At 38.1% G+C, this 12,398-nt stretch carries 12 protein-coding genes; 10 read left to right on the top strand and 2 right to left on the bottom strand.

What is annotated here, in order from left to right; genetic code table 11:
* Nucleotides 1-42: 42 nt before the first annotated feature.
* Nucleotides 43-657: a hypothetical protein gene (locus H0R92_RS09195; RefSeq protein WP_432963583.1), complete on the top strand. Its 615-nt coding sequence runs from the start codon at nt 43-45 to the stop codon at nt 655-657.
* A 56-nt stretch (nt 658-713) separates the two neighbouring features.
* Here the strand turns inward: H0R92_RS09195 and H0R92_RS09190 are convergent, their stop codons facing one another.
* Nucleotides 714-1,517, bottom strand: coding sequence for an SDR family oxidoreductase (locus H0R92_RS09190; protein ID WP_432963580.1), 804 nt, complete (start codon nt 1,515-1,517; stop codon nt 714-716).
* A gap of 139 nt (nt 1,518-1,656) precedes the next feature.
* Between H0R92_RS09190 and H0R92_RS09185 the strand changes: the two genes are divergently transcribed.
* The 9 genes from H0R92_RS09185 (at nt 1,657) to H0R92_RS09145 (ending at nt 11,474) form a co-directional block, all read left to right on the top strand.
* Nucleotides 1,657-2,910, top strand: a complete 1,254-nt coding sequence (locus H0R92_RS09185) for a hypothetical protein (RefSeq protein ID WP_432963578.1) — start codon at nt 1,657-1,659, stop codon at nt 2,908-2,910.
* A gap of 4 nt (nt 2,911-2,914) precedes the next feature.
* Nucleotides 2,915-3,712: a hypothetical protein gene (locus H0R92_RS09180; RefSeq protein ID WP_432963575.1), complete on the top strand. Its 798-nt coding sequence runs from the start codon at nt 2,915-2,917 to the stop codon at nt 3,710-3,712.
* Nucleotides 3,713-3,943: 231 nt separating this feature from the next.
* Nucleotides 3,944-4,600 carry a deoxyribose-phosphate aldolase gene (gene deoC, locus H0R92_RS09175; protein ID WP_432963572.1) on the top strand — a complete coding sequence of 219 codons (657 nt, stop codon included), beginning with the start codon at nt 3,944-3,946 and terminating at the stop codon, nt 4,598-4,600.
* A gap of 31 nt (nt 4,601-4,631) precedes the next feature.
* Nucleotides 4,632-5,384: an SDR family NAD(P)-dependent oxidoreductase gene (locus H0R92_RS09170; protein ID WP_432963569.1), complete on the top strand. Its 753-nt coding sequence runs from the start codon at nt 4,632-4,634 to the stop codon at nt 5,382-5,384.
* Nucleotides 5,385-5,429: 45 nt separating this feature from the next.
* Nucleotides 5,430-6,959: an FGGY-family carbohydrate kinase gene (locus H0R92_RS09165; RefSeq protein WP_432963566.1), complete on the top strand. Its 1,530-nt coding sequence runs from the start codon at nt 5,430-5,432 to the stop codon at nt 6,957-6,959.
* Nucleotides 6,949-8,442 (top strand): sugar ABC transporter ATP-binding protein, encoded by a 1,494-nt coding sequence (locus tag H0R92_RS09160; RefSeq protein ID WP_432963563.1) that lies wholly within the window; start codon nt 6,949-6,951, stop codon nt 8,440-8,442. Before H0R92_RS09165 ends, H0R92_RS09160 begins: the two co-directional genes overlap by 11 nt.
* Nucleotide 8,443: 1 nt before the next feature.
* Nucleotides 8,444-9,403, top strand: coding sequence for an ABC transporter permease (locus H0R92_RS09155; protein WP_432963560.1), 960 nt, complete (start codon nt 8,444-8,446; stop codon nt 9,401-9,403).
* A gap of 176 nt (nt 9,404-9,579) precedes the next feature.
* Nucleotides 9,580-10,518, top strand: coding sequence for a substrate-binding domain-containing protein (locus H0R92_RS09150; protein ID WP_432963557.1), 939 nt, complete (start codon nt 9,580-9,582; stop codon nt 10,516-10,518).
* Between the two features lie 179 nt (nt 10,519-10,697).
* The gene (locus H0R92_RS09145; protein WP_432963554.1) at nt 10,698-11,474 is read left to right on the top strand and encodes a DeoR/GlpR family DNA-binding transcription regulator; all 777 of its coding nucleotides are present in this window, start codon (nt 10,698-10,700) and stop codon (nt 11,472-11,474) included.
* An 11-nt stretch (nt 11,475-11,485) separates the two neighbouring features.
* On the opposite strand, the gene H0R92_RS09140 is transcribed toward H0R92_RS09145, so the two are convergent.
* Complete coding sequence (locus H0R92_RS09140; RefSeq protein ID WP_432963551.1) at nt 11,486-12,373, bottom strand: MurR/RpiR family transcriptional regulator; 888 nt, start codon at nt 12,371-12,373, stop codon at nt 11,486-11,488.
* Nucleotides 12,374-12,398 lie beyond the last annotated feature (25 nt).

The raw sequence follows: 12,398 nt of genomic DNA, 5'->3' as shown, positions 1-12,398 counted from the left end.
TAAAAGTCTGTTTTTTTTACAACCTGCGCCTATATATAGGGTATGAATATCTTTACGTTTATGCGGAGGCGTTTTTTGTTCCTTGCGTGCGCATTTGTGTACACAGTATTGTGTACGGCAGGCTGTACACAATCGACGCTTCCCCTGTTCGGCACACACGAAAAAATCAGCTTGCGTATACCGGAACAATACCGCTCTCAATCCACAACGCAAAATGAAGAAAATTCCGCTCCGCGCAGGTCAGTTCATTCTGCTTATCTTTTCTATATTGACGAAAAAGGCGATGCGCGTAATATTCTTTTACATGAAGGACAAGGCGAGATACAGCTTGTTTTGCCGAAAAACCGCGTAACACCTTTTTTATTTTACATGGATGAAACCGATATACGGCCGCAGGGTTGTATATATCCGTTCGGCACGAAAGCGGATAAAAGCGGCGGTTTTACGGCTTTTATTTTGTACCGGCTGTTTGTCCTATCGCACAACAGTAATCAAACCGTGTACGAACATGTAAGCCTCTTTAATTGGCCGAAACTCAATGCTCTTATATGCACCTACGACGACCCCTGGCAGCTTGACGACGTTTTAATTGCCGAAAAAATTGCAAAAGGAACCTTCAACGGAAGTCATATACGGACAAAACCGCCCGGCATATAAGGCTGCGCCGCCGTTCTTTACTTCAAAAGCAAAGAACGCAAAGGGGGATGGTATGTTTATTTGCTATGCTTTTGTATTACCCGTTTTGAATACGCATACATAAGGCCGGGAAATATGCGGTTAAGAGTATAAACAATCTTGGATGTAAAACCGGGAATAATTAAAAAGCGGCCGCCTTGAATACCCTTCATTATCGCTTGAGCCGCTTTTTCGGCCGTCATGGGTTTTATAGTTCCCGAGATTTTTTTCGTTATATCGGGCTTTGTGCGGTTTTCGTTTGCAAGCTGAGGAGTGTCGGTGTCGGCGGGCAGCACAAGGGAAACTCTTATCCCGTACGGAATCAGTTCGTTCCGTAAAACTTCGCTGAATCCGACAACCGCATATTTTGACGGCGTGTAGGCACTGTAACCGTAAACGCCCATAACGCCGGCCATAGACGACACATTTACAACACGCGACGCACTACCCTTTTTTATATACGGCAGGGCGTGTTTAACCGTCAATGCAGTACCCAAATAATTGACAAGTACCGTTTCACTGTATTCGTCGGAATCCGTTTTTTCTATTTCTTTACACACGGCTATGCCCGCACAATTGATAAGCATATCGATTTCGCGGCCGTCTTTAACGCAGTTTTTAATAAAACGGATAATCGATTTTTCTTTTGAAACATCAAGTTCGTATGCGTTTACGGTATTTCCTCGGGTACAAAGCGGCGTCAAGTACCGCAATGTTTTTTCAAGCGCAGCCTTTTTTCTCGCACCGATAATTACGTCCATACCTTTTAGAGCGCATTCTTTTGCAAGCGCCTTTCCTATGCCGCTTGATCCGCCGGTAATTACAACAAGACTTTTATCCACACCGTCCCCCTGTCCGAACTACAGATACTTTAAACATATCATTTTTTACGGATTCTTGTATAGCTCGGAACAAGCGATTTGCAGCCATACTTTGCTGCGGTACTTGATTTTAGCCTGCGTGAAGGGTACACTGTAAGCGATGAAAAAAGCATTTTTTATATGCGGTCTTTTTGTGCTTATGTTTTGTACCGCTTCCTGCTCCAAAAAAAACGCTCAAGATATTCCCGTTGAATATTCACGCATTTTGCAAGCGAACAACGGCGGAACAGGGCTGACGCACCGCTGGTTTTATTTTACGGAAGACGGTTTTAAGGAAACGGATGTGCCCCGCAATGCTCCTAAAGTGCAAAAAAAGCCGTGGACTGAAGCCGTCCGCATTACTTCTTCCGTTCCTATAGACGGTACGGGTTACTTTTTGGTTAATAAACTCGGCTTACTGGTTTGTCCTGCCGCGTCGGGACTGCAAAAAGAAGGGATTGCTTCAAAAACATTTCTTGTAAAAGATGCTGATATCTTTTCACCGGCTGCCTGCGGTTCTTTATTTTGTATCGACGGTACGCCCGTCTTTAATTTATATACGAACAGTATTTTTGCATCCGCACGATTTTCAGCCGAAACAAACGCTGCCGAAAAAAAACTGTTACCGCAGACGGAAAAGTCGGATTATTTTTTAGTGCAATACGTTAAAGAAAACCGCGGCTTTATTCCGCTTTTGAACAGCCGGGATTTTAATTGGCCGGTCAAAGCCGAACTGCGCGAGCTTTTTTTTATAGACAATATTTGGTATGCTCTTTTGAAAGAAACCGAGGCACAGCGTACCGAATTTTATGCATACTCGTTTTATACGGTTGAGCCGGTTACCGCCTTTGCACAAGCCCGTATCAGTTCGGATACAGGTGCTTCCGGCTTTAAACCGAAGCTTATACATGAGGAAATAAGCGTACATGAATTTCGTGAAAAAATCCGGCCGCTCCGGACATCGGTTATGCCCGAGCGCCTTAAAGATTTGCTTGCTCCCGTTCCTCCGTCGGTTCCCTGGTATCTTGAATACAGTGCCGACGGTTCCCCGTCGCCGTTCCGTTTTGTGCAGCGTGAACACGCCCCGAATCCGCGTCAAGCATATGCAACGACGGCGGACCACTATTCGGCAGCATTTTTCGAAGACGGAACAGTATGTTTTGCAGGCACTTTACCGATGAAGCATGTCCTGAACGAAGGAAAACCTTCCGTATTTAAACTGCCGCGCCTTCCGGCAGGCTATACATATTCATATGCTTTAATTGCCGGCTCTACTTTGTTTGCAGCTTGGGAAGAAACCGCTTTTTTTGAGACGGGAAGAAGCGGCTTTGTCGCCGTAGATTTGGAGCAAGTTTTATACAAAAAAGAGGAGTAGCAGAATGAAAAAACTGTATGTATTTTGCGCCTTTTTATTTTTATGTACCCGCTTTGTAAACGGGTTAAACTTTTTATACGCCGAAGCAAACGCTCTTGAACCGCAGCCGACACAACAGCCGCCTGTGACAAATGAAGATTCTGCCGAAAAAAAAGAAATCGCAAGTACAGAAAATGAAAAAATCGTGCAAGACGCCGATTCTACCCTTCAAAAAGCACAAAGCAGTCCCCTCGTTTTTACCTTCGGTGCCGCAGGTATTTTAAATACCGATAAAAACAGCGCACCCTCTCCGGTAGTTTTTACCATCGGAGCAGGCGGGAATATTCCGTTTTATTCACATAATCAAATGGCCGTATCATTTTCTCCGCATGCCAATTATTTTGCATCCTATTATCTATGGGACAAGGTTCAAAAGAGGGCGCTGCCAGCCGAAATCGAACAGCGTGCTGCCTATGTTCCCTCCCTAATGCTCGACATACCGGTTGTTTTTAATTTTTCGGCCGGACATTCCGTTTTTTCCGCCGGAACGGGTATATCGCTTTCTTTACGCTTTGCAGCTCGAGCAATCAATACATCTGCGCCGCCTGAAAATATAGCGGCTATAAACCGTTGGTTTTGGCAAAACATGCGCTTTGCCTATCCATCGGTACAGTTTGCATGGGATTATACGTTTTCAAATGGATTGGCAACAGGAATCGGAATAAAAGGATATCTTTCTCTGGGCGGTATTATTGATAAAAGAGGCCTCGACGGCAGTATGCTTATGCTCTGCGCCCGCATTGTCCCCGGAAAAATACGGTGAAAAGCCGTATTGTAAAAATACTATAAAAGCCGCTTATAGTATCTATTTTTTCTCCATAATTTTCAAAAAAATAATAAATTTACCTGATGTTTTTTATAAAATATTTATAAAAATTTAAATATTCTACACTTTATTTAATAAATATTTAAATTTTGTTTGACATATAAAAAAAACCGTGCTTAAATATATATGTATTGGTAGTATTGTTATTCATTTTATTTAGGAGGTTTTATGACTAAATCTTCCATTGCAAAGATGATAGACCACACATTACTAAAACCCGATGCGAAAGAAGATGCTATTATCAAACTTTGTTCAGAAGCTAAGGAATATTCGTTTTATTCCGTTTGTGTGAATTCCACATGGGTTAAACTATGTGCAAAAGAACTTTCCAACTCTCTTGTAAAAGTATGTACTGTTGTAGGGTTTCCTCTTGGAGCCGTGTCAACATTTGGAAAAGAATACGAAACAAAAAAAGCAATAGAGGACGGCGCACAAGAAGTTGATATGGTGCTTAATATAGGGGCACTCAAATCAAAACTGTATAAAAAAGCTTCAGAAGATATTCACAGTATTGTTAAAATTTGTAACGGGAAGATTCTTACTAAAGTTATTTTGGAAATGTGTTTATTGACCGAAGAAGAAAAAAAACTTGCCATTCAAATATGTATTGATGAAGGTGCAGATTTTGTAAAGACTTCAACAGGATTCAGTTCAGGAGGTGCTACTGTTGAAGATGTAAAATTGATGCGTATGATGGTCGGTACAAAGCTGGGCGTAAAAGCATCCGGAGGAATCCGATCAAGAGCTGATGCCGAACGCATGATAGCCGCAGGAGCAAGTCGGCTCGGGACAAGTTCCGGAATCCTAATCTTAACGAAAGAATAATAAATAACCATAGATTGAGAGGAGGTAAATAATGAAAAACAGGTTTGAAGGTAAAGTCGCCGTTATTACCGGTTCTGCGCGGGGAATGGGAAAAGAAACTGCACGACAAATGGCCGAAGAAGGCGCTTCGATTGTATTAACAGATATAGATCAAAATGCAATAGATAAAACAGCCGATGAATTTAGAAACGCAGGATATAGTTTTATTCCTGTTGTTTGTGATATATCAAAGCGGAATCAAGTCGATAATCTTATAAATGAAACGGTAAAAGCCTTTAAAAAAATAGATATTCTTATTAACAATGCAGGTTTATTGTTAACGGCTGCTATTGAAGAAACAACTGATGAAATAATAGAAAAAACCTTAGATATAAATGTTAAAGGTGTTTTGTATGCAATTCGAGCTGTAACACCTATTATGAAAAAACAAAAATACGGACGCATTATTAATGTTTCATCTATTACAGGTAAAAACGGTGATAATTCAACTACCTTTGTTTACGGCGCATCGAAAGGGGCGCTTCTAACGATAACCCGTTCTGTTGCACGTCAATTAGGCCCTCACGGAATAACATGTAACGGCATAGCTCCCCATGCAGTTATGACTGAAATGATGAGTTATTGGACTGAAGAAAAAAAAGCTGCTATGGCAGCAAAAATACCCTTAGGCCGGCTTGGAACCGAAGGTGATATGGCGTCCTTAATGTGTTTTTTAGCATCTGATGAAGCCGGATTTATAACAGGAGAAACTATCAACATTAACGGCGGCTATTACATGGATTAAAACGTGTCTATTGTTCTGCAATCTCTAAAGGGAGAGTCAGAGTATATGATGAATAATTCAAAGATTTTTTTATGTGCAGATTTCGGTACACAAGGCGTAAGAGTCGGTTTTATTGATAACAAAGGAACACTTATTTGTGCAGCTGAGGAAGCATATCCTTTATTGTATTCAAAACCCGGTTTTGTTGAGCAAAAGCCTTCAGATTGGTATTCCGCGTTCATTCGGGCACAAAAGAATGCCCGTCGACAATTAAATGAGAATCAAAAAAACAATATAACGTCTATTTGCATTTGTGCTACATCGAGTACAATTGTTCCCGTTGATAAAACAGGAAAACCTTTAATGAATGCTATAATGTGGATGGATTGTCGTTCTTCAGAAGAAACAGATAATATTAATGCAACTAAACATAAGGTTTTGGAATCTTGCGGGGGAGAAACTTCTGCAGAATGGTTAATACCTAAAGTTCTTTGGATGAAAAAAAATAATCCGGCCGTTTATGAAAAAACTTGGAAATTTGTAGAGCAGCTTGATTGGATAAATTATCTTTTAACTGACAAACTCATCGCATCCGAATGCAATGCAACATGTAAAGGTCATTATGTTTCAAAACTTGGCGGATGGCAAGAAAGTTTCTTTGAATCAATAGGGTTATCCGATTATCAGCAAAAAATAATAACTGAAATTTGTCCGGTCGGTTCAATTGTCGGGTATGTTTCAAAAAAGGCTGCAAAAGAAATAAATCTTCCTGAAGGAATTCCCGTTTATGAAGGCGGAATAGACGCTTATTTGGGAATGCTGGGCTTAGGAGTTATAAACGAAAATTCTCTAGCCACTATACTTGGCACCAGTTTTGTACACTTGTGTTTTTCAAAAAAAGAAATAAAGATGCCGGGAATTTGGGGGCCTTATTATAATGCTCTTATTAATGATTTATATGTAATAGAAGGCGGTCAAATATCTGCGGGTTCCATTATAAAATGGTTTAGAGATTTAGTAGCTAACGGTTCAAAGCTTGAGATAGAAAAACTTGCAAAAGAAGCAGAAAGTTCGGGTATTGGAGCAAGGGGACTTATTGCAGTTGATTTTTTCCAGGGAAACAGAACACCGTATAAAAATCCCTATGTATCGGGACAAATCAGAGGATTACGTTTAGGACATACACGTGGTGACATATACAGAGCCCTGATGGAAGCCGTCGGATACGGTACAAAAAATATTATAGAAACTATATATAAAGGCGGAATAGATATACAAAAAATTGTAGCATGCGGCGGTGTAACAAAAGATCCTGTTTGGCTTAATATAATTGCCAATATATGTCAAAAACCTATTTCTTTAGTCAGCTCAAGCTCTTATGCAGGTATGATGGGCTGTGCCTTAGTATCGGCCCTCTCAGAAAAAATTTATAAAAACTATAGTAGTGCTGCACAAATGATGATACGAGAGCTTTCCTGCATAGAACCGGACAGCTGTTGTGCTGCTGAATATGAGAACATTTTTAACCAATACATATTCTATTGTATGAAAGAAATACAGGAAAAAGCTGAAAAAAGGGATTCCTATGGAAAATAAAATTCTCAGAATGGAAGGTATTTCAAAATCATTCCCAGGGGTAAAAGCTCTATCAAATGTAGATTTTTCAGTAAAGCGCGGAGAAGTGAGGTGCTTAATTGGTGCAAACGGTGCCGGGAAATCTACATTAATGAAAATTTTATCCGGTGCTTATCAACGCGATGCAGGACGGATTTTTTTAAACGATAGAGAAATAGAAGTACTTAATACTCAAATTGCGATAGAAGCCGGCATTGCAGTAATATATCAAGAATTATCTCTTATAGATTCTTTAACTGTAGCAGAAAATATCTTTCTTAATAATTATGCGAATGTAACAACAGGTAAATTCCTCGACTGGAAAAAAATGAATGATAAAACATTAGAATTATTACGAGAATTTAATATTACTATTTCACCTGCAAGTTTGGCCGGCGATTTGACAATCGGACACAGGCAACTTGTTGAAATACTTAAGGCTGTGGCAAGAGATGCAAAAATAATAGTTATGGACGAACCTTCTGCAACCCTTTCCAAGGATGAATACACATCTTTATTACGAATTATCGAAGCCTTAAAACAAAAAGAGATAACCATTATTTATATTTCTCATCGGCTTGAAGAATTGTTTGATGTGGGAGATTCCGTGACAATTCTTTTGGATGGAAATCATATTGCTACAATATCTATGCAGGAAATAACGCAAGAAGAAATTGTAAGATTAATGATAGGCCATGAAGTTAAATCTTTTTTCCGAAAACAAAAAAAGCAAACCACAGAAACAATTTTGGAATTATGCAATGTAACAACAAAATCAATTACGGAAGTTAATTTAAAAATTAAAAAATCGGAGATCCATGGTATTTATGGTTTAGTCGGTTCGGGGAGAACGGAAGTGTTAAATTCAATTTTCGGTATCGACCCGGTTTTGTCCGGAGAAATAATATATGAAAATAAAAAAATCAATAATAAGAATCCGTATAATGCGATAAAAAAAGAAATGGGTTTGGTTCCTGAAAACAGAAAAAAACAAGGACTTGTTTTAGGATTGCCTGTGTGGGAAAATTCATCGTTAGCCGGAATAAAGAATTTTTTACGATTTGGGGTTATTCAATACGGAAAAATCTATGCAGCAACTGAAAAATATATAAAAAAACTTTCAATAAAAACACCGGGTATTAATAATGAGGTTTCTACACTCTCAGGAGGTAATCAACAAAAAGTTGTTCTTTCAAAATGGCTTATAAAGCAGTGCAATCTTTTACTTGTTGATGAGCCGACACAGGGCATAGATATAGGAGCCAAGGCGGAAATATATGAAATACTCGAAGATCTTGCAGATAAGGGGAAAACGATAATTATTGTTTCGTCTGAACTGAACGAATTGTTATCGGTCGCTTCTGCGATAAGTGTTATGTATGAAGGAAAACTCGTAAAAACCTTTGATGACCATGAATTGGATGCGACAAAAATACAAGAATGTGCAATTACCGGGAGGATATAACATGGATGCCATAAAAAAAATTAATCTATTTGAATTTATAAAAAAATATAATCTTTTTATACTTTTATTATTTTTTGTACTTATTGCCGTTATTTTAAGCCCAAGATTTTTAACATGGCAAAATTTCTTTAATTTATTGCAGCAATCGGCTGTCGGAGGTATTGTTGCCTTAGGTATGACATTTGTAATTATAACGGGAGGAATTGACCTTTCCGTCGGATCGAATGTGGCTCTTGCAGGAATGATTTCTTCAATTCTGGCCAAGAATTTGGGGTGTTCAACCTTTGTATCAATGAGTGCCGCAATTGCATTGGGAGCATTTATCGGCTTTTTGACAGGTTCTATTGTGACTCGATTTAAACTGCCCGATTATATTGCGTCTATGGCAATGATGATCAGTTTGAGAGGGGTTGCTTTACTTTTAACAAACGGAAAACCCGTTTTCGGATTAAGTGATTCCTTCAGATTTTTGGGTAGCGGATTTTTATTTGATATAATTCCGTTCAGCGGTATAGTTTGGATCGTTATAACCTGTATAGCAGCTTTTCTATTAAAATATACACCGCTAGGAAGAAGTTTTTATGCTATTGGGGGAAATAATACAGCCGCATGGTTATCCGGTATTTTGATAAACAGAAATAAATCTATTGCATATATTTTTTCGGGCTTATTATCCGCTTTTGCCGGCGTAATGCTTGCATCATGGTTATCTACCGGACAACCGAACGCGGGAATCGGTATAGAAACCGATGCTATTGCTTCGACCGTTATAGGAGGAGCAAGTTTATCAGGAGGAATCGGAGGAGTTTGGGGTACTTTCGGTGGTGTTTTTCTCTTAAGTATTATTACCAATATTTTAAATCTTGTGGGTGTTCCTTCTTATTTTCAGCAAATTGTGAAAGGATTAATCATTCTTGTCGCGTTGATTGGAAATAACTTTATAACAAGAAAGAAAATCTGAGCTGGAAAAATGCTTAGGGTTGCTGTTTATCAAGATATTTTGCGTTGCAAAAGAATCTTGCTTTCACACTTATTATAGTGGAAAGGTTGCAAAAATTTTAAAACTAGGAGGCGAAATGTAAACGTATAAAATCGTATGGTTTTATAAAAAGTCGGAAAATATTTTTGGAGGATTATATGAAAAAGAAATGTATGATTTTGTTGTTTGCTGTACTGATTATGATGTCAATCTTTGGAGCTGGTAAAAAAGAATCCATCGGTTTTTCTCAATGTATTTTGGATTCGCCTTTTTATGTAGCATTGATGGATGAAGCAAAAGCATCTGCCGCTGCAAATAATATCGATTTTATCTATTTGGATGCACAAAATAATATCCAAAAACAAAATAATGATATTTTGGACTTAATAAACCGAGGCGTCAGTGCATTAATTATTAATCCGGTTGATCCCGATGGTGTAAAACCGGCTTTGGAAAGAGCCAGAAAAGCCGGCATTCCCGTTATTACAGTTGATAGACCTGTAAACGATAAAGTTGATTGTTTTATCGGAAGAGATAATCAAGCAATGGGAAAGCTGGCCGGTGAATTGGCAGTAAAACTGTTGGGCGGCAAAGGTAAAGCAAAAGGGAAAATATTGGAATTGCAAGGAGATGCCGGCGGCTCGGTTATGATGGCTCGTCGAGACGGTTTTCATTCTGTTGTTGATAAAGAAAACATAACGGTTATACAATCGCCTTATTGTAATTATATTCGCGCAAATGCGGTCAAAGCCGCTCAAGATATAATACAGGCGCATCCGGACATAGATCTTATTTATGCACATAATGACGATATGGCACTCGGAGGTTTACAAGTATTTGAGCAGGCAAAGAAAAAAGTATACGTTGTGGGTGTCGATGGTCTAATGGAAGCTGTTAAAGCGATTATCGACGGACGCTATGACGGTACGGCTATGAATGATCCTGCCGTTTTGGGACGCAAAGCTATTGAAACGGCCATTATGCTGAAAGATAAAAAGAACGTACCCGAATATATTGACGGAGGAACAAAGCTTATAGATAAAGCGAATGCAAAAACATTTTATGATGAAAAAAATTCTTTTGCCGTAATGAAATAGATTTTAAGAGGGAGTTTTGAGAATTCTTATTCAAAACTCCCTGCTTCCTTTAAAAGCGGTATAGTGTAATGTAAATAAGGTTTACCGATTGCTTGTAGCATAAAAGCGTATTTAAAATTTTACAGAGATTCTTGAAATTATCTTTCAGTATGATTATGATGTAGTATTGAGGAGCGGTTTTGAGCAAATTCGATAATAAGAAAGAAAATTTGCTGGAGTTAATAAAAAAAGAGAAAATTCTTTTATTAAATAAGTTGGCAAATGATCTTAATATATCTTACACGACAGCAAAAAAATACATTTCATTTCTTGAAGATAAAAAAATTGTGTCCTTGGTAAACGGTGTTGTCGTATATAATGGAGAAAATATTCAAAATAACATATATGATTATTCCGTAACCTCTGCAGAAAAAGTGCATACCGAAGAAAAAGAAAGAATCGGGAAAAAAGCGGCGAGTTTAATTACTGATAATGACAGTATAATACTTGATACGGGATCTACGTGCGGCTTTATTGCCCGTAATATATCGGATAATTTAAAACTGACAATTCTGTGTTATACTCTTACTGCACTTATGCATGTATGTAATAAACCGGATAATACGATTATTTTTGCCGGGGGATATTTTCATGAAAATTCTAAAATGTTTGAGTGTCCGGAGGCTGTTACATTAATTAACAGAAACAGAGCAACAAAAGCATTTATAGCAGCCAGCGGCATCAGTTTGGATCTTGGTGTTACTTGCGAAAATAATTATGAACTTCCAACAAAAAGAGCTGTAATAAATTCGGCGCAGCAAAAAATATTGGTAGCGGACAGTTCCAAATTTGGACGAGTTCGTTCTACTTATTTTGCAGAAGTTTCGGAGTTTGATATAATAATTACCGATGACGGTATACAAGATGAATATCGTGATTATTTTGCTGCAAATAATATTCCTTTAATCATCTGTTAAAAAGAAAAACTTTATTTATGTTTATTTTTTGCATATCTGATTGCACGTCTGGATGTTTCGACCGCATTTTTGCCTTTCGTTCCGAGTAATAAAGTGCAGTTTATGAAAATCATATCAAATATTATTAATTGCAGCAGTCTTGATACCATTGCATCCGTATAGTAAGGTAACGTATTAGTCGCACTGTGTAAGGTAATGTCGGAAGCTTTTGTAAGAGAAGATTGCGAGTAACTTGTTATTCCCACAATAAGGGCATTATTAATTTTGGCATTTTTTGCACACTCAAGAACTTCCCTGCTTTCTCCCGTATGTGAAATCAATACAACAATGTCTTTTTTCTTTAAGTGGGAAGACCTGATAATGGCAAAATGGGAATTTTCTTCGTAAATAACCGGTAAGCCTAAGCGCATAAATTTATGATGAGCATCCATGGCAATACTGCTTGACCCGCCCGAACCGTATAAAAGAATATGCTCTGCCTGTAAAAATGAATTACTTACCTTTTCTATTTGCGAATTGTCAACAAATTTATGAAGTGCCTCAATAGCTTTTATTGCCGATACTATAACTTTCTTTTTTACCTCCGCTGTTCCGTCATGTGAATTAATTTCGGAATATCCGTCTTCTATTTTTAATGCATTTTCCTTATGTGCATTTTCAAGAATACTTGCATCCTTTAAAACAGCGATTTGAAAAGCTTTAAACGATTTGTAACCTATTTTATTTATAAACCGTATCACAGCCGTTTCGCTGATTAACAGCTCTTGTGCGATATTTTTTAGAGTCATTTGAGCAACCGTTTGCGGATTTGCAAGATAATAAGATGCTATCATCTTCTGTACTTCAGACAATCGATTTTGCCGTAATGCAATATCGGTTAAAACGGATTTTTCATTCACGGTATGCGTATCCTCTTTGCAATAG

The sequence above is a fragment of the Treponema sp. OMZ 840 genome, assembly GCF_050937815.1.
Lineage (GTDB): Bacteria > Spirochaetota > Spirochaetia > Treponematales > Treponemataceae > Treponema_C.
This window is presented reverse-complemented; position numbering and strand designations above follow the sequence as displayed.

What these genes read in the sequence shown, in the direction of transcription:
- H0R92_RS09195 (WP_432963583.1), top strand. Translation starts at nt 43, where the DNA reads ATGAATATCTTTACGTTTATGCGGAGGCGTTTTTTGTTCCTTGCGTGC.
- H0R92_RS09185 (WP_432963578.1), top strand. Translation starts at nt 1,657, where the DNA reads ATGAAAAAAGCATTTTTTATATGCGGTCTTTTTGTGCTTATGTTTTGT.
- H0R92_RS09180 (WP_432963575.1), top strand. Translation starts at nt 2,915, where the DNA reads ATGAAAAAACTGTATGTATTTTGCGCCTTTTTATTTTTATGTACCCGC.
- deoC (WP_432963572.1), top strand. Translation starts at nt 3,944, where the DNA reads ATGACTAAATCTTCCATTGCAAAGATGATAGACCACACATTACTAAAA.
- H0R92_RS09170 (WP_432963569.1), top strand. Translation starts at nt 4,632, where the DNA reads ATGAAAAACAGGTTTGAAGGTAAAGTCGCCGTTATTACCGGTTCTGCG.
- H0R92_RS09165 (WP_432963566.1), top strand. Translation starts at nt 5,430, where the DNA reads ATGATGAATAATTCAAAGATTTTTTTATGTGCAGATTTCGGTACACAA.
- H0R92_RS09160 (WP_432963563.1), top strand. Translation starts at nt 6,949, where the DNA reads ATGGAAAATAAAATTCTCAGAATGGAAGGTATTTCAAAATCATTCCCA.
- H0R92_RS09155 (WP_432963560.1), top strand. Translation starts at nt 8,444, where the DNA reads ATGGATGCCATAAAAAAAATTAATCTATTTGAATTTATAAAAAAATAT.
- H0R92_RS09150 (WP_432963557.1), top strand. Translation starts at nt 9,580, where the DNA reads ATGAAAAAGAAATGTATGATTTTGTTGTTTGCTGTACTGATTATGATG.